The following is a 16,960-nucleotide window of genomic DNA, read 5'->3' on the forward strand; positions in this document are numbered from 1 at the left end:
CCCCCGCTGCCCCAGGCCGCCCGTCGGGCGGGGCCGGTACGCTCGGAGGGGGAAGGGAGCGTGACAGGGTGAGGGTGTTGGCGGCCATGTCCGGCGGAGTGGACTCCGCTGTGGCGGCGGCGCGGGCGGTGGAGACCGGGCACGACGTCACCGGCGTGCACCTGGCGTTGGCCCGCAACCCGCAGACGTATCGCACCGGGGCACGCGGGTGCTGCACGCTGGAGGACGCCCGGGACGCCCGGCGCGCCGCCGACGTGCTCGGCATCCCGTTCTACGTGTGGGACATGGCCGACCGGTTCCACGCCGACGTCGTGGACGACTTCGTCGCCGAGTACGCGGCCGGCCGTACCCCGAACCCCTGCCTGCGCTGCAACGAGAAAATCAAGTTCGCGGCGGTGCTGGACCGGGCCGTGGCGCTGGGCTTCGACGCGGTGGTCACCGGCCACCACGCCCGGCTCGGCCCCGACGGGCTGCTGCGCCGTAGCGTCGACCTGGCCAAGGACCAGTCGTACGTGCTCGCGGTGCTGACCCGCGCCCAGCTCGACCGGTCGGTCTTCCCGCTCGGCGACTCGACCAAGGCCCAGGTCCGCGAGGAGGCGGCCCGGCGCGGGCTCGCCGTGGCCGACAAGCCCGACTCGCACGACATCTGCTTCATCGCCGACGGCGACACCCGGGGCTTCCTCGCCGGTCGGCTGGGCGAGGCACCGGGCGAGGTGGTCGACGCCCTCACCGGCGCGGTGGTCGGCAGCCACACCGGTGCGTACGCGTACACGGTGGGGCAGCGTCGTGGCCTGCACCTAAACCGGCCCGCCCCCGACGGCCGCCCGCGTTACGTGCTGTCCATCACCCCGAAGACCAACACCGTCACGGTGGGGCCGGCCGAGGCGCTGGAGGTCCGCGCGGTGCGCGCCGAGCGTCCCGTGTGGACCGGTGGCGAGCGCCCGGCCGGGCCGATGGAGTGCGAGGTGCAGCTACGCGCCCACGGCGACGTGGTCCCGGCCACCGTCGAACTGACCGGCGACACGCTGCGCGCCGAGCTGCGCCGCCCGGTGCGCGGCGTCGCCGCCGGCCAGGCCGTCGTCGCCTACCGGCCGGACCCGGCCGGCGACGTGGTGCTCGGCTCGGCCACGGTCGCCACGTGACACGGGGCCCGGCTCCGCGACCACAGCCGCGTGACGCCGGCCGGCGACCGGCTACCCTTCGCCCGTGACAGCTAGTGCGTGGCCCTGGTCCAGCGGCGCGGCGACCGGCATCGGCTCGCTGCCCGGCATCGACGTCGCCGAGGCGCAGCGGGTCGTCCTCGGGGAACTGCCCGCCCTGCCCCACCTGCCCGAGCTTCCGGCACGCGGCCCCGGCGCGGACCTGATCGGCCGCACCGGCGGGCTGCTGGTCGAACTGCCCGTCGAGCTGTACGCGGCCCGCTGGCGGGTCGCCCCCCGCCCGGGGCGGGACCTGCGCCGGGCCCGGGACCTGATGGAACGCGATCTCGACCAGCTCGCCGAGCAGGCCGAGGAGTACGCCGGCCCGGTCAAGGTGCAGGCCGCCGGCCCGTACACCCTGGCAGCCGGGCTCGACCTGCCGATCGGCGGCCGGATGCTGCGCGACCCGGGCGCGGTGCGCGACCTCGCCGGCTCCCTCGCCGAAGGGCTGCGCGTCCACGTCGCGGCGGTCGCCCGCCGGCTGCCCCGGGCCTCGCTGCTGCTTCAGCTCGACGAGCCGTCCCTGCCGGCGGTGCTGGCCGGGCGGGTGCCCACCGAGAGCGGCTTCGGTACGTACCGGCCGGTGGCGCAGCCCGACGCGGCGGCCCTGCTGCGCACGGTGGTCGAGGCGGTCGGGGTGCCGGTCGTGGTGCACTGCTGCGCGCCGGACGTCCCGCTGGAGCTGATCCGCTCGGCCGGCGCGGTCGGGGTCGCGCTGGACCTCGGCCTGGTCAAGGACCTCGACCCGCTCGGCGAGGTGATCGACGCGGGGCTGGGCCTGCTGGCCGGCGCCGCACCGGCCACCCCGACGCCGGGCGGTCGCGCGCCGACCTCCGCCGAGGTCGCCGACCGGGTACGCCAGCTCTGGGACCGCCTCGGCTTCCCCCGTCGCCGGCTTCCCGAGCAGGTGGTGGTCACCCCCACCTGCGGCCTGGCCGGGGCACCGCCGGAGCACGTCCGGGCGGTGCTCGTGGCGTGCCGGGACGCCGGCCGAAGGCTCGCCGAGGGTTGAGGTTTCCCGTCGTACGTGGCGGGCAGGATGGCGGCATGATCGGACAATTGCGTACCACGGTCGTCGACTGCCCGGATCCCCGCGCGCTCGCGGCGTTCTACGCCGAGCTGACGGGCCTGTCGGTGGTGGAGGACGACTCCGACGGCAACGACTGGGTGGTGCTCGGCGGTGCCCCGGGCGACCACCCCCGGCTCGCCTTCCAGCGGGCACCCGACCTGCGCCCGCCGACCTGGCCCGACCCGGAGCGACCGCAGCAGCTTCACCTCGACATCACCGTCGCCGACATCGAGGCGGCCGAGCGCGCGGTGCTGGCACTGGGCGCGCGCCGGCTCGACGGCGAGGCGGAGGGGTTCCGGGTCTACGCCGACCCGGCCGGCCACCCGTTCTGCCTCTGCTGGGACTGATCCGCCGGACGTCGCGGGGCCGTGGCCTGGCGGGGACCGCCGGGGCGCGGCATGATCACGAGGGTGATCGACTCCTCGCTCCGGCGGGCCTCCGGCTCGCTCCTCGGCCTGGCCTACGGTGACGCGCTGGGCGGCCCGACCGAGTTTCTGACCGTCGCCGAAATCCACCGCCGGTACGGCTCGTCCGGCCCCCGGGAGCTGGTCGGCGACCCGGCGCTGGTCACCGACGACACTCAGCTGGCGCTCGCGGTGGGCTGGGCGCTGCACGACGCTCCGGCGTTCACCCCGGACGCGGTCGAGCCGTTGCTGCGCGAGCGCTTCCTGGCCTGGTCGGTCAGCCCGGAAAACAACCGCGCCCCCGGGATGACCTGTCTGCGGGCCTGCGCCGAGCTGTCCCGGGGCGTGCCCTGGCAGGAGGCCACCGTCGCCGGCTCGAAGGGCTGCGGGGCCAACATGCGGGTCACCCCGGTCGGGCTGCTCGCCGTCGACCTGGACACCCTGGCCGGTCTTGCCCAGCTCCAGGCCGGCCTGACCCACGGCCATCCCACCGGGCTGGCCGCGAGCGAGCTCACCGCGTACGCCGTCCGGCTGCTGCGCGACGGCGCGGCGCTGGCCGAGCTGCCGGCGCTGCTCACCGGCCGGGCCCGCGAGCAGCGCCGGGTCTACCGGTCGGACTGGCTGGGCGACCTGTGGCAGCGCCCCGGCGTCGACTCGCCGGAGGAGTTCATCGCCCGTGGCTGGGACGAGTGCCTGGGCGCCCTGGGCCGACTGACCACGACCCTGATCCGCGCGGACGACGGCGGGGACCCGTGCCGGCGTACCGGCGAGGGGTGGGTGGCCGAGGAGGCCCTGGCGACCGCGCTGCTCTGTGCGCTGTGGCACGCCGACGACCCGGTCGCCGCGCTGGCGCGCGGCGCGACCACCGCCGGCGACTCCGACTCCATCGCGGCCCTGGCCGGCGCGTTCGTCGGCGCGGCGCACGGCCTGCCGGCCTGGCCGGCCGACTGGGCCACCCGCATCGAGTACGCCGACCAGCTCGTCGCCCTCGCCGCCCCTCACGACTGATCGCCCCTCACGGCTGACTGCCCTCACGGCTGACTGCCCTCACGAATGACTGCCCTCACGGCTGACCGCTTGCACGACTGACCGCGCCCCGGCCGCTGTCGCCTGTTTCCGTGCGCTGCGGGGCACGGGGGGCAGGTGACTGGTACGGGCCTCTGGAACTGCCCCGTCCGTACTACCGCCGGCGGGATGGCCGGGTGCGGCGCATGCGGCGCGGGGTGCCTGCGGCGAGGTGGTGTTCGCGGTGCGGTGGCGGGTGTGCTGCTGTGCGGTGGTGCCTGCGGTGCGGGCCGGTTCGGGACCGCGACGCGGACCGGCTCATCCGGTTTCCCCGGTTTCCCCGGCTCATCCGGTTTCCCCGGCTCATCCGGTTTCCCCGGCTCATCCGGTTTCCCCGGCTCATCCGGCTCGGTACACCGTGCCGGCTCCGGGCGCACGGACGGGGCAGCTCCATAGGGCCGACCGCGGTGGCAGTCTCGGGGAGCAGCCGGGGAGGTGGTGGAAGGCCGGAGGAGACGGGGCAGATGGGGAAAGGCCAGGCAGGCCGCGGATTGTCCCACCGTCCCGATACGGTGCGGGGGTAGCGTGAACAGGGGAGGTCGACGCGGTGTCCGAAGCCGGCAGCATGTCCGAGGAAGCCGTTCCACAGCAGGTGAGCCCGGCGCAGGAGACGGTGGCGGGCCCCGAGCCGACCCTCGAGGCGCGGGAGCGGCACGCCACCCTCAGCCAGGAGCTGACCGAACACCAGTACCGCTACTACGTGCTGGACGCCCCCACCGTCTCGGACGCCGAGTTCGACCGGCAGTTGCGCGAGCTAGAGGCGCTGGAGGCCGAGTTCCCCGCCCTGCGCACCCCGGACTCGCCGACCCAGCGGGTCGGCGGCACCTTCTCCACTGACTTCACCCCGGTCACCCACGCCGAGCGGATGCTCTCCCTCGACAACGCGTTCGCCGACGAGGAGCTGGCGGCCTGGGCCGAGCGGGTGGAGCGGGACGCGGGCGGCCCGGTGCCCTACCTGTGCGAACTCAAGGTCGACGGGCTGGCGATCAACCTCACCTACGAAAAGGGCCGGCTGGTGCGGGCCGCCACCCGTGGCGACGGGCGCACCGGCGAGGACGTCACGGCCAACGTCCGCAGCATCCGGGACGTGCCGGCCCGGCTGACCCCGTCCGACGAGTTCCCCGACGTGCCCGAGTTCGTCGAGGTGCGCGGCGAGATCTACTTCCCGATCGCCGGGTTCGCCGACCTCAACGCGGGCCTGGTCGAGCAGGGCAAGGCACCCTTCGCCAATCCGCGCAACGCCGCCGCGGGCAGCCTGCGGCAGAAGGACCCCCGGATCACCGCCTCCCGGCCGCTGCGACTGGTGGTGCACGGCATCGGCGCCCGGCGCGGCTACACCCCGACCGCCCAGTCCGAGTCGTACGCGGCGCTGCGGGCATGGGGGCTGCCGACCAGCGACCGTTGGCGGGTCGTGCCCGATCTGGCCGGCGTCGCGGAGTTCATCGCGTACTACGCCGAGCACCGGCACGACGTCGAGCACGAGATCGATGGCGTGGTGGTCAAGGTGGACCCGGTTTCCATCCAGGGCCGGCTCGGCTCGACCAGCCGGGCCCCGCGCTGGGCGATCGCCTTCAAGTACCCGCCGGAGGAGGTCAACACCAAGCTGCTCGACATCGACGTGAACGTCGGGCGCACCGGCCGGGTCACCCCGTTCGCCATCCTGGAGCCGGTCCTGGTCGCCGGGTCCACGGTGGCCCTGGCCACCCTGCACAACGCGCACGAGGTGGAGCGCAAGGGGGTGCTGATCGGCGACACGGTGGTGATCCGCAAGGCCGGCGACGTGATCCCCGAAGTGCTCGGCCCGGTGGTCGACCTGCGCCCCGCCGACGCCCGCCCGTTCGTCATGCCGACGACCTGCCCGGCCTGCGGCACCCCGCTGCGGCCGGAGAAGGAGGCGGACGTCGACATCCGCTGCCCGAACAGCCGCAGCTGCCCGGCCCAGCTCCGCGAGCGGGTCTTCCACCTGGCCGGCCGGGGCGCGTTCGACATCGAGGTGCTCGGCTACAAGGGCGCGTCGGCGTTGCTCGACGCGCAGGTCATCACCGACGAGGGCGACCTGTTCGGCCTCGACGCCGAGCGGCTGGCCCAATCACCGTTCTTCGTCAACAAGGACGGCAGCCTCGGCAGCAACGCCGCCAAGCTCCTCGACAACCTCGCCGTGGCCCGGGAGCGCGACCTGTGGCGGGTGCTGGTCGGGCTCTCCATCCGGCATGTCGGCCCGACCGCCGCCCAGGCCCTCGCCCGCCACTTCCGGTCGATGGCGGCGATCCAGGAGGCCAGCGAGGAGGAGCTCTCCTCAGTCGACGGCGTCGGCCCGACGATCGCGGCCAGCATCGTCGACTGGTTCACCGTGGACTGGCACCGCGAGGTGGTCCGCAAGTGGGCCGAGGCGGGCGTACGGATGGCCGAGGAGGCTGGTGACGAGGGGCCGCGCCCGCTGGAGGGGCTCACGGTCGTGGTGACCGGCACCCTGAGCGGGTTCTCCCGCGACCAGGCCGCCGAGGCGATCCAGACCCGGGGCGGAAAGGTCACCGGTTCGGTCTCCAAGAAGACGGGCTTCGTGGTGGTGGGCGACAACCCGGGCTCCAAGGCCGACAAGGCGGCCACCCTGAAGGTGCCGGTGCTGGACGAGGAGGGCTTCCGGGTCCTGCTCGACCAGGGCCCGGACGCGGCCCGGGAGGTGGCCCGCGTCGGCGGGTGACCGGGCGGGTGCGTGAATCTTGACCGTTCCTGGTCGTGTATACCAGGTTGATTACGACTACGACCGATTCGTGGCTGTCATCTCGGAAAAGCGGCACCCAGGGCGTTTCATGGTGGCACGACGGGTGCAGGGCCCGTCGTTGCCGCTGTCCGGGAGGTGCGATGGAGGCCGTCGATCCGCGAAACTCCGTCCCGCCAGGACAGACGACGCCCTTCTTCGGCTTCGTCGCCGCCGTCGCCGCGCTGGCCGTGCTGCTCTCCGCCGGGCCGCTGGCCGCCTTGGCGGGCCGGCTCGCCGAGCTACCGGCGGCGTTCTGGACGATGGCGGCGCTCGCGGTGGTCTGCGACGCGCGGCCGTTCGTGCCGCCGGGGCGGCGGCAGCCGTCGGCGGTCTTCCCGTCCACCTGCTTCACCTTCGCCATCCTGCTCGGCTGGGGGCTGGGCCCGGCCGTGGCGGTGCAGACGGTGGCGGTGGTCGTCTCCGGCTGGCGGATGGGGCACGCCGCCTGGCGGTCCGGCTTCAACGCCGCCCAGTACGCCTGCGCCCTCGCCGCCGCCTCGGCGGTCACCGGGCTGGGGCCGGGTGGCCTCTTCGCCGACGGTCGGCTGCGCGCGGGCGACGTGCTGGCGGTGGGCGGGGCGACCGCGATCTGGTTCGCGGTCAACTACGGCCTGGTCAGCACCGCCATCCGGCTGCGCTTCGGGGGCCGCTGGTGGCCCGGTCTGCGGTCCGGCCTGGGGTACGAGCTGCTCTCCACCGGGTCGCTGCTGCTGCTCGCCCCGGTGCTGGCGTCCGCCGCCCGGGCCAGCGCCGCGCTGATCCCGCTGGTGCTGGTACCGCTGTTCGCGGTGTACCGGATGGCCCGGCTCGCCGCCGAACAGGAACAGCTCGGTGCGCTCGACCCGCTCACCGGCCTGCCCAACCGCAAGGCGCTGCTGGCGGAGGTCGCCGAGCAGGTCCATTTGCACGCCGAGCGTTCGGCGCGCAACGAGCCGGACGCCCACCTCGCGCTGCTCCTGATCGACCTGGACCGGTTCAAGAACGTCAACGACGCGCTCGGCCACGCCGTCGGCGACCGGCTGCTGATCGAGGTCAGCGCCCGGCTGGCCGGCGCGGTGGGGGAGCGGGACCTGCTCGCCCGCCTCGGCGGGGACGAGTTCGCCATCGTCAGCACCGGGCTCGCCGACGTGGACGCCGCCCGCGCGACGGCCGACCGGGTGACCGCCGCGCTCGCCGAGCCGGTGTCCCTGGACGGGCTGCCGCTGGACGTCGGCGGTTCCATCGGCATCGCGATGTACCCCGAGCACGGTGGAGACTTCGCCACCCTGATGCGCCACGCCGACGTGGCGATGTACGACGCCAAGCACCGCAACGACACCGTCGCCGTGTACGCCGCCGAATCCGACCACAACTCCGCCGAGCGGCTGGGTCTCCTGGCCGACCTGCGGCGCGTACTGGAGGCGGGTCCGGCCGGGTCGGCGGAGCGGGACGGGCCGGTCGGGGCGCGTGGCGGGGACGGGGCCGCGCTGCCGGCGGCCCTCGCCCCGGCGGCCGGTGGCCCGGCCGGCGCGGGACGGCCGTCGCCCAGCGGGCCGGGGCGGTGGCGGTCGCGCCGGCACCGGCAGCGCGCGGAACCGGGCCACCCCGACGAGCTGATCAACCGGATCGTCACCGCCGCCGACCCGATCCGCCGGCGGGCCGCCGATGCCGACGCCGAGCCGGACGGGACGGGTGTCGGGGAGCCGGAGGCCGAGCCGGCGCACGGCGACGCGGGTGAGGCCGGCCGGATCACCATGTACTACCAGCCTCAGATCGCCATCGCCACCGGCGAGGTGGTGGGCGTGGAGGCGCTGCTGCGCTGGCGGCACCCGCTCCGGGGCATGGTCGACCCGGAGGAGCTGATCCGGGTCGCCGAGCAGAGCGCCGTGATGCGGCTGCTCACCCGCCGGGTCGTCGACGACGTGGTGGAGCAGTTGGCGAAGTGGTCGGCGGCGGGGATCACCCTGCGGGCCGCGCTCAACGTCAGCGTCCGGGACCTGCACACCGGCGAGATCGTCGACCAGATCGCCGACCGGCTGGCCCGGTACGGCGTCCGGCCGCAGCGGCTGCAACTGGAGATCACCGAGGGCGCGCTGATGGCCGATCCGCGCCGGGTGCTGGCCACCATCTCGCGGCTGCACGCCATCGGCGTGGCCATCGCCCTGGACGACTTCGGCACCGGCTACTCCTCCCTGCAGCACCTGCGCCGGCTGCCGCTGTCCGAGGTGAAGGTGGACCGGTCGTTCGTGCTCGGGATGGCCGACGACGCCGACGACGCCGCGATCGTCCGGTCGATGATCGATCTGGCCGGGGCGCTCGGCCTGCGGGTCGTCGCCGAGGGCGTGGAGGACGAGCGGACGTGGCGGCTGCTGCACGCCGCCGGCTGCGACGTGGCGCAGGGCTGGTTCTACGCCCGGCCCATGCCCGCCGGGGAACTGACCGCCTGGCTCGCCCGCTACCGGCCACTGCGGCCGGCCGCCCGCGAGGCGGAGAGCCGCCCCCCGCAGGCCCGCTGACTCCGCCGCCGGGCCGGCCGCAGGGGGAGTCGGGGACGCCCGGCCGGCGCCGGGCAATAGACTCGCTGCGGTCACCGCGCGTCATCGTCGTTGCCGGCGTGCGGGCCACCGCCGGATGCAGCAGGACAGCCAGAAGGGGGCACTGATGGCCGCCATCTCCCGCGAGGAGGTCGCGCACCTGGCGCGACTGTCGCGGCTCGCCGTCACGGAGGAGGAGCTGGACACCTTCGCCGGCCAGCTCGACACGATCCTCCAGGCGGTCGCCCAGGTTGGCGAGGTCGCCGCGGCGGACATCCCGCCGACCTCCCACTCCGTGCCGTTGACCAACGTGCTGCGCGAGGACGTGGTGGTGCCGGGCCTGACCCCGGCCGAGGCCCTGTCGGGCGCGCCCGACGCAGAGGAGCAGCGGTTCCGCGTCCCGCGGATCCTGGACGAGGATGTGGCGTCGTGACTGACCTGACCAAGCTGACCGCCGTCGAGATCGCCGGCCTCGTCGCCGGCGGGGAGACCTCGGCCGTCGAGGTGACCCGGGCCCACCTGGACCGGATCGCCGCCGTCGAGGACCGGGTGAACGCCTTCCTGCACGTCGACGCCGAGGGCGCGCTCGCCGCCGCCCGCGCCGTCGACGAGCGGCGGGCCGCCGGCGAGGAGCTCGGCCCCCTCGCGGGCGTGCCGGTCGCCGTCAAGGACGTGCTCACCACGAAGGGCGTGCCGACCACCGTCGGGTCGAAGATCCTCGAGGGCTGGCGCCCGCCGTACGACGCGACGATCGTCGAGCGGCTCCGCGCCGCCGGCACGGTGCTGCTCGGCAAGACCAACATGGACGAGTTCGCGATGGGCTCCTCCACGGAGTACTCGGCGTACGGGCCGACCCGCAACCCGTGGGACACCGACCGCATTCCCGGCGGCTCCGGTGGCGGCAGCGCCGCCGCCCTCGCCGCGTACGAGGCGCCGCTGGCCATCGGCTCGGACACCGGAGGCTCGATTCGCCAGCCGGGCGCGGTCACCGGCACCGTCGGCGCGAAGCCCACCTACGGCGGCACCTCCCGGTACGGCCTGGTGGCGTTCTCCTCCTCCCTGGACACCCCCGGCCCGTGCGCCCGTACCGTCCTCGACGCGGCGCTGCTGCACGCGGCCATCGGCGGGCACGACCCCCGCGACTCCACCTCCATCCCGCAGCCGGTGCCCGACGTGGTCGCCGCCGCCCGGCGCGGCGCGACCGGCGACCTGACCGGCGTGAAGCTGGGCGTGGTCACCGAGTTCTCCGGCGAGGGCGCGGAGCCGGGCGTGGCGGCGGCGTTCCGCGACTCCGTCGACGCGCTGGCCAAGCTCGGCGCGGAGATCGTCGAGGTGTCCTGCCCCCACTTCAGCTACGCCCTGCCGGCGTACTACCTGATCGCCCCGAGCGAGTGCTCCTCGAACCTGGCCCGCTTCGACGGCGTCCGGTTCGGGCTGCGCGAGGGCGACGACGGCAACCGGTCCCTGGAGGAGGTCATGTCGCTGACCCGGGACGCCGGCTTCGGCCCCGAGGTCAAGCGCCGGATCATGCTCGGCACGTACGCCCTTTCCTCGGGCTACTACGACGCCTACTACGGGCAGGCGCAGAAGGTCCGCACCCTGATCACCCGGGACTTCACCGCCGCGTTCGAGCGGGTCGACGCGCTGATCTCGCCGACCACCCCGTTCGTGGCGTTCCCGATCGGCGCGCGCACCTCCGACCCGTACCAGATGTACCTGGCCGACCTCTACACCATCCCCACCAACCTGTACGGCGGGCCGGGCATCTCCGTACCGTGCGGGCTCTCCGAGGGGTTGCCCGTCGGCCTCCAGATCATGGCCCCGACGATGGCCGACGACCGGATGTACCGGGTCGCCGCCGCGTTGGAGTCCGCGGTCGGCACGTTCACCCCACCGGCACTGTGAGGCAGGAGCACCGATGACCACGACTACCTTGCCCGCGTACGACGACGTCGTCGCGCGCTATGAGCCGGTGATCGGCCTGGAGACCCACGTCGAGCTGGGCACGAACACCAAGATGTTCTGCGGCTGCCCGACGGACTTCGGCGGCGAGCCGAACACCCGGGTCTGCCCGGTCTGCCTGGGCCTGCCCGGCTCGCTGCCGGTGGCCAACAAGGCGGCCATCGAGGCGACGATCCGCATCGGCCTCGCGCTGAACTGCTCGATCGCCTCGTGGTGCCGGTTCGCCCGGAAGAACTACTTCTACCCGGACATGCCGAAGAACTTCCAGATCAGCCAGTACGACGAGCCGCTCTGCGTCGACGGGTACCTCGACGTCGAGGTGGGCGGCGAGCTGGTCCGCATCGGCATCGAGCGGGTGCACCTGGAGGAGGACACCGGCAAGACCCTGCACGTCGGCGGGGCCACGGGCCGCATCCACGGCGCGACCGAGTCGTTGGTCGACTACAACCGGGCCGGAATTCCGCTGGTGGAGATCGTCACCAAGCCGGTCCCCGGCACCGGGGCGCTGGCCCCCGAGGTGGCCCGGGCGTACGTCACCGAGCTGCGCGACGTGATCCGCTCGCTGGGCGTCTCCGACGTGCGGATGGAGGAGGGGTCGCTGCGCTGCGACGTCAACACCTCCCTCAACAGGCCCGGTCAGGAGTGGGGCACCCGCACCGAGACGAAGAACGTCAACTCGTTGCGCTCGGTGGAGCGGGCGGTCCGTTCGGAGATGCTGCGCCAGGCGTCGGTGCTCGACGCGGGCGGCCGGATCACCCAGGAGACCCGGCACTTCCACGAGGACACCGGCGACACCACCCCGGGCCGGTCGAAGGAGACCGCCACCGACTACCGGTACTTCCCCGAGCCGGACCTGGTGCCGCTCGCCCCGGACGCCGCCTGGGTCGCCGAGCTGAAGGCCGCCCTGCCGGAGCTGCCCCGGCTGCACCGCCGCCGGCTCCAGCTCCAGTGGGGCCTGTCCGACGCCGACATGCAGTCGGTCCTCAACGCCGGCGCGGTCGAGCTGATCGAGGCCACCGTGGCCGCCGGGGCCACTCCCGCCGCCGCCCGCAAGTGGTGGCTCGGCGAGCTTTCCCGCCGGGCCAACGAGACCGGCGTGGAGCTGGCCGACGTCGGGGCCACCCCGCACCAGGTCGCCGAGTTGCAGGGCCTCGTCGACGCCGGGAAGCTCAACGACAAGCTGGCCCGCACCGTGCTGGAGGGCGTGGTGGCCGGCGAGGGCTCGCCGACGGAGATCATGACCAACAAGGGTCTGGAGGTCGTCTCCGACACCGGGGCGCTCACCGCCGCCGTGGACGAGGCGATCGCCGCCAACCCGGACATCGCCGAGAAGATTCGCAGCGGCAAGGTCGCGGCGGCGGGCGCGCTGGTCGGCGCCGTCATGAAGACCACCCGCGGCCAGGCAGACGCGAAGACCGTCCGCGAGCTGATCCTGTCCCGCCTCGCCTGAGGTGTAAGGAGCGCTGCACTCCCTCGAAGGGCGTCAACGGCGACGCCCGGGTGGAGTCAGCGTGAACCAGCAGACCGCGGCGTCCTCGACGAGATTCAGCGCCGGGTGCTCCGGCTCGCCCCGGCCCGCCCTCAGCGGGTCGGGGTCGGGGTGACCGGCACCTGGTCGCCGGCCTTGGGGTCCTTCACCACGTGCCGCTCCAGGTTGACCTGCGCCTGGCCGGTCCCGCCGACGGTGATGTCGTCGTACGCCTGGAGCAGCTTGTCCTTGTCGAAGTAGAGCACCGTCATCGACAGCGGGGTGGGCTTCTCGCCCTCCAGGCCGCGCAGCCCCGCGCCGCCGGTGGACCCCTCCACCATCAGCTGCGTCGGCATCTGCCCCGGCACCTGCGGCAGCTTGGAAACCTGCCGGGCGTGGGTGTGCCCGGCGAGCACCAGGGGGCAGGTGCCCGACAGCGGCCCCGCGGACGCCGGGTCGTGCACCAGCGCGATGTTCACCGGCTTCGGCGAGTTGCGGACGGTGGTGGCGAGCTTCTCGCCGACGCCGATCACCTGGTTGGCCACCTCGCTGGTGAGGCCGCTGCCAGCCGGCGAGGTCTCCTTGTCGGGGGTGAACCGGGGGTCGCCGATGCCGGCGATGGTCAGCCCGGCGACGGTGGTGGTGGAGTTGTTCAGCACGATCGCGTTGGGCTGCTGGGCCACCGCCGCAGCCGTCTTGCCCGAGTCGTGGTTGCCCCGGATGTAGACGTACGGCTTTTTGAGCAGCCCGATCGAGCCGACGAACGACGCCTCCGGCTCGCTGCCCCAGTCGGTGATGTCGCCGGTGTCGATCACCACGTCGATGCCGAACTGCTCCACGACGGTGCGGATGAGCTGCCAGCCGGTCGGGTTGAGATGCATGTCGGAGACGTGCAGCACCCGGGTGGTGCCGGGTGCCGGCTCGTACACCGGCAGCGTGGAGACGGTGGTGTAGAGCTGGCTGACGTTGCCGACGAGACGCTGGAGCTGCTCGGCGTACTTGGTGTAGTCGTTGGCGATCCGCCGTGCGTCGCCGACGATGGCCGGGGCGTTGACCAGCAGCCCCTCGTACCGGGGCTCCTCGATCGCCTGCGGGCGGACGGTGGACGCGGCCAGGCCGAGGCTGCCGGCGGTGACCAACAGCGACAGCCCGCCGGCCCAGGCGGTGCGCCGGGTGTCCCGGAACACCAGCCCGGCGAGGACGAGGGTGATCAGCACCGCCGCGCCGACGGTGCGCAGCCCGAGGCGCAGCACCCCCTTGCGGACGTCGGTGACGGCGGACTGGCTGGCCCGGCTGATGCTCGCCGGGTCGTCGATCAGGGCCTCGGTGCGGCGCTGGTCGAGCGCCCCCAGGCTCACGGTCAGGTGGGTCGGCCCGTCGTGGCTGTCGAGCTGGAGCGCGCCGAGCGGCGGGATGTCGACCGTCGTGCCGCCCTCCAGTGCGGGGGTGATGCTCAGCTCGGCGCGGAACGGGCCGAGGTCGGTGTGCACCCGCCCACCGGCGAGGGTGCCGATCACCGCGCCGGCCAGGGAGAGCACCAGGACCGCGAGAACCACTCCCACCCTGCGGACCCGACCGCGCCCGGTCACCCGGCCACCGCGCCGGGGCTCGGCGTCGCCGGCCCTGCGCTGCTCGTCTTCTTCCTGCCCGTCCATGCTGAGATTCTGACCTGCCCAGTGAAGGCTCTTGGCAAACCCGGGATACCGGCCCGCGTCCCGGCGGCGCTCAGCCCCGGCCCGCGCCGCCGTCGGTGAGGACCAGACGCAGGATCCGGTCGTCCTCGGGGGCCGGCTGGCCCCGCCCGTCGTGGTTGGAGGTGGTGACCCAGACCGACCCGTCGGGGGCGGCGATCGCGCCGCGCAGCCGGCCGTACTGGCGGGTGAGCAGCTCCCGGGGCTGGCCGAGCACGGTGCCGGTGTCGGTCAGCTCGACCAGCCACAGTCGCTGCCCGCGCAGGCAGGCGGTGACCAGCATCCGCTCCGCCGCGGCGAGGCCCGAGCAGGAGGCGTCGGAGGTCGGCCACTGCACCAGCGGGTCGGTGTACCGCGTGTCGTCGGCGCTGCCCTCGACCTGGGGCCAGCCGTAGTTGCCACCCTTGGTGATCAGGTTGATCTCGTCCCAGGTGTTCTGGCCGAACTCGACGGCGTACATCCGCTTGCCGGCGTCCCAGGCCAGGCCCTGCACGTTGCGGTGGCCCAGGGACCAGACCGGGGAGCCGGCGATCGGGTTGCCGGGAGCCGGCTTGCCAGAGGTGGTGATCCGCAGGATCTTGCCGCCGAGGTTCTTCTGGTCCTGCGCGGCCTCCCGGTTGCCGGCGTCGCCCGTGCTCGCGTACAGGAAGCCGTCCGGGCCGAAGGCGAGCCCGCCGCCGTTGTGGATGGCGGCCTTGGGGATGCCGGTCAGGATCGGGGTGGGCTCGCCGTCCAGGTCCAGCCGGACGACCCGGTTGTCCTTCTCCGCCGTGTGGTAGACGAAAATCGTCTGGTCGGTCGCGTAGTTCGGGGAGACGGCGATCCCCATGAGCCCACCCTCGCCGCCGGCCACCACGCCGGGCACGGTCCGCACCGCGGTGACGTTCATCCCGTCCCGCCCGGACTCGGGGCCGACCTGGAGGATCCGGCCACTGTCACGCTCGGTCACCAGCGCGCCGCCGTCGGGCAGGAACGCCATGCCCCACGGCACCCGCAGCCCCTTGGCCAGCACGGTGGTGACGACCTGCTGGCCGGCCCCGTCGGGCGTGGAGGCGGACGGGGTGGGCAGGTTGGGCGGCTCGCCGGCCGGGTCCGGTTCCGGCTGGCCGAAGCTGCACCCTGCGGCGGCCAGCAGCAGCGCCACGCAGGAGGCTGCGACGAGCGCCCGCGGCGGGCTCTTGCGGATGTACGGGGCATGGGCGTTCATCCGGGCCAGCCTAGCCGGCCCCGGCCGCGCCGTGTGGGGCTCGCGGGCGACACCCGCCCCACCTCGCCGACACGGGGCGGTCGGGGGCCGCACCGGCTATCGTCGGCGTCCGTGAAGGTATGGATACCGCATCCCGCCGGCCGTGCTCTCCTCGGCGACGTACCGCCCGGGGTCACCGTCGAGGTGGCCGAGGACCCGTCCCGGCTCCTCTCCGAGGCGGCAGGCGTCCGGTTCTGGGTGCCGCCGTTCCTCTCCGGTGGAAACGCCGCCGCCGTGCTCGGCGAGCTGCCCGACCTGCGGGTGGTGCAGCTCCTCTCGGCCGGCGCGGACGCCTGGGCGGGCCGGGTGCCGCCCGGGGTGACGCTCTGCGACGCGCGCGGCGTCCACGACATCGGCACGGCCGAGTGGGTGGTCGCCGCGATCCTGTCTCAGGTGCGCGGCTTCGGTGCCCTCGCGCTCGCCCAGTCCCGCCGCGAGTGGGCCTACGACCGGGTCTGCCCGACCGACGAACTGGCCGGCAAGCGGGTGCTGATCGTCGGCGCGGGCTCGATCGGCGCGGCGGTGCGGGCCCGGCTGACCCCGTTCGAGGTGACCTTCACACTGGTCGCGCGGACGGCCCGGCCCGCCGAGGGCGTGCACGGGGTCGACGAGCTGCCCACCCTGCTGCCCGAGGCCGACGTGGTGGTGCTGCTGGTGCCGCTGACCGACGCGACGCGCGGCCTGGTCGACGAGAAGTTCCTCGCCGCGATGCCCGACGGCGCGCTGCTGGTCAACGCCGCGCGCGGCCCGGTGGCTCGGACCGACGCGCTCCTCGCCGAGCTGCTCACCGGCCGGCTGCGGGCCGCGCTGGACGTCACCGACCCCGAGCCGCTGCCCGCCGAGCACCCGCTGTGGGGGCTGCCCAACGTCCTGCTCACCCCGCACGTCGCCGGCACGGTGCGCGGGCTGCTGCCCCGGGCGTACCGGCTGGTAGGGGAGCAGGTCCGGCGCTTCGCGGCGGGGGAGCCGCTGGTGAACACGGTGACGGACGGCTACTGACCCGTCCGTCGGGCACGGCCCGTCGGGTGGTGCCGGCGGGTCAGGTGGCCCGGCCGGGCAGGGTGTGGCCGGTGACCGCGACGAGCCGGGGCAGCTCGGTGCCGCGCACCCCGGGCAGCGCGAGCAACTCGCCGTCGTCGAGCCGGACGACCGCCCGGCCCCGGGCGTCTTCGCGCAGCTCGACGACCCGTTCCCAGGCCACGCGGCGCTGCCCGACCAGCGCGCGCAGGCGCAGCTCCCGGGCGTCCGCCTCCGTGCCGGCCCGCCAGGCCCAGACCCCGACCGCGAAGGGGACGAGCAGCACGGGCAGGAAGTACCACCCGACGCTGGCCAGCGGCAGGGCCCCGATGAAGGCGATCACCGCCGCGACCAGGATCGCCTGGTTGTGGCGGAAACGGACGGTCTCGGCGCGAGTCACTTCCCGATGATCCCACTTGGGCGAGACGGCTCACCGGGTGGGCGGCGAACCGGGTTACCGCCGCCGCAGTGACCCGAATCACGCGCGCCCGGCCCACGGCGCCCGCGTCCGGCGGTGACGATGAATCGTTCCCCGGGATGGGCGGCTCGTCTGCCGCGCCGGACC

The 16,960-nt window shown here is 74.3% G+C and carries 13 protein-coding genes; 10 read left to right on the forward strand and 3 right to left on the reverse strand.

Going from position 1 to position 16,960, the window contains the following annotated elements; genetic code table 11:
• The first annotated feature begins 68 nt into the window (after positions 1 to 68).
• The 9 genes from mnmA (at position 69) to gatB (ending at position 12,423) form a co-directional block, all read left to right on the forward strand.
• Positions 69 to 1,142 (forward strand): tRNA 2-thiouridine(34) synthase MnmA, encoded by a 1,074-nt coding sequence (gene mnmA, locus E1258_RS01925; RefSeq protein ID WP_132396227.1) that lies wholly within the window; start codon positions 69 to 71, stop codon positions 1,140 to 1,142.
• A 64-nt stretch (positions 1,143 to 1,206) separates the two neighbouring features.
• A complete protein-coding gene (locus E1258_RS01930) occupies positions 1,207 to 2,211 on the forward strand; it encodes a methionine synthase (RefSeq protein WP_132396229.1) in 1,005 nt (334 codons plus the stop codon).
• Positions 2,212 to 2,246: 35 nt separating this feature from the next.
• On the forward strand, positions 2,247 to 2,615 hold the full coding sequence (locus E1258_RS01935) for a VOC family protein (protein WP_132396231.1): 369 nt from the start codon (positions 2,247 to 2,249) through the stop codon (positions 2,613 to 2,615).
• Between the two features lie 51 nt (positions 2,616 to 2,666).
• The gene (locus tag E1258_RS01940; RefSeq protein WP_132396233.1) at positions 2,667 to 3,680 is read left to right on the forward strand and encodes an ADP-ribosylglycohydrolase family protein; all 1,014 of its coding nucleotides are present in this window, start codon (positions 2,667 to 2,669) and stop codon (positions 3,678 to 3,680) included.
• 622 nt (positions 3,681 to 4,302) lie between these two features.
• Entirely contained in the window at positions 4,303 to 6,438 is a 2,136-nt protein-coding gene (gene ligA / locus E1258_RS01950; protein ID WP_132396285.1) for an NAD-dependent DNA ligase LigA, read from the forward strand.
• A gap of 161 nt (positions 6,439 to 6,599) precedes the next feature.
• Entirely contained in the window at positions 6,600 to 8,993 is a 2,394-nt protein-coding gene (locus E1258_RS01955) for a bifunctional diguanylate cyclase/phosphodiesterase (RefSeq protein ID WP_132396237.1), read from the forward strand.
• A gap of 145 nt (positions 8,994 to 9,138) precedes the next feature.
• Positions 9,139 to 9,444, forward strand: a complete 306-nt coding sequence (gene gatC / locus E1258_RS01960; protein ID WP_007075103.1) for an Asp-tRNA(Asn)/Glu-tRNA(Gln) amidotransferase subunit GatC — start codon at positions 9,139 to 9,141, stop codon at positions 9,442 to 9,444.
• Complete coding sequence (gene gatA / locus E1258_RS01965) at positions 9,441 to 10,916, forward strand: Asp-tRNA(Asn)/Glu-tRNA(Gln) amidotransferase subunit GatA (protein ID WP_132396239.1); 1,476 nt, start codon at positions 9,441 to 9,443, stop codon at positions 10,914 to 10,916. The genes gatC and gatA overlap by 4 nt, the downstream gene beginning before the upstream one ends.
• Before the next feature lie 13 nt (positions 10,917 to 10,929).
• The gene (gatB, locus tag E1258_RS01970; protein WP_132396241.1) at positions 10,930 to 12,423 is read left to right on the forward strand and encodes an Asp-tRNA(Asn)/Glu-tRNA(Gln) amidotransferase subunit GatB; all 1,494 of its coding nucleotides are present in this window, start codon (positions 10,930 to 10,932) and stop codon (positions 12,421 to 12,423) included.
• Between the two features lie 131 nt (positions 12,424 to 12,554).
• On the opposite strand, the gene E1258_RS01975 is transcribed toward gatB, so the two are convergent.
• Positions 12,555 to 14,096, reverse strand: coding sequence for a metallophosphoesterase (locus E1258_RS01975; RefSeq protein WP_132396243.1), 1,542 nt, complete (start codon positions 14,094 to 14,096; stop codon positions 12,555 to 12,557).
• A 70-nt stretch (positions 14,097 to 14,166) separates the two neighbouring features.
• Entirely contained in the window at positions 14,167 to 15,432 is a 1,266-nt protein-coding gene (locus E1258_RS01980; protein WP_371688549.1) for a sorbosone dehydrogenase family protein, read from the reverse strand.
• Between the two features lie 18 nt (positions 15,433 to 15,450).
• Here E1258_RS01980 and E1258_RS01985 point away from each other — a divergent pair, with 18 nt between their 5' ends.
• Positions 15,451 to 16,377, forward strand: coding sequence for a 2-hydroxyacid dehydrogenase (locus tag E1258_RS01985; protein WP_132396247.1), 927 nt, complete (start codon positions 15,451 to 15,453; stop codon positions 16,375 to 16,377).
• 40 nt (positions 16,378 to 16,417) lie between these two features.
• Here the strand turns inward: E1258_RS01985 and E1258_RS01990 are convergent, their stop codons facing one another.
• Positions 16,418 to 16,795, reverse strand: a complete 378-nt coding sequence (locus E1258_RS01990) for a PH domain-containing protein (RefSeq protein WP_132396249.1) — start codon at positions 16,793 to 16,795, stop codon at positions 16,418 to 16,420.
• Positions 16,796 to 16,960: the final 165 nt, after the last annotated feature.

The sequence above is a fragment of the Micromonospora sp. KC207 genome (assembly GCF_004348615.1).
Taxonomy (GTDB): domain Bacteria; phylum Actinomycetota; class Actinomycetes; order Mycobacteriales; family Micromonosporaceae; genus Micromonospora.

Bases quoted from the DNA above. Each gene is read 5' to 3' on its own strand.
- E1258_RS01935 (WP_132396231.1), top strand. From the start codon at position 2,247: ATGATCGGACAATTGCGTACCACGGTCGTCGACTGCCCGGATCCCCGC.
- E1258_RS01940 (WP_132396233.1), top strand. From the start codon at position 2,667: ATGATCACGAGGGTGATCGACTCCTCGCTCCGGCGGGCCTCCGGCTCG.
- ligA (WP_132396285.1), top strand. From the start codon at position 4,303: ATGTCCGAGGAAGCCGTTCCACAGCAGGTGAGCCCGGCGCAGGAGACG.
- E1258_RS01955 (WP_132396237.1), top strand. From the start codon at position 6,600: ATGGAGGCCGTCGATCCGCGAAACTCCGTCCCGCCAGGACAGACGACG.
- gatC (WP_007075103.1), top strand. From the start codon at position 9,139: ATGGCCGCCATCTCCCGCGAGGAGGTCGCGCACCTGGCGCGACTGTCG.
- gatB (WP_132396241.1), top strand. From the start codon at position 10,930: ATGACCACGACTACCTTGCCCGCGTACGACGACGTCGTCGCGCGCTAT.
- E1258_RS01975 (WP_132396243.1), bottom strand. From the start codon at position 14,096: ATGGACGGGCAGGAAGAAGACGAGCAGCGCAGGGCCGGCGACGCCGAG.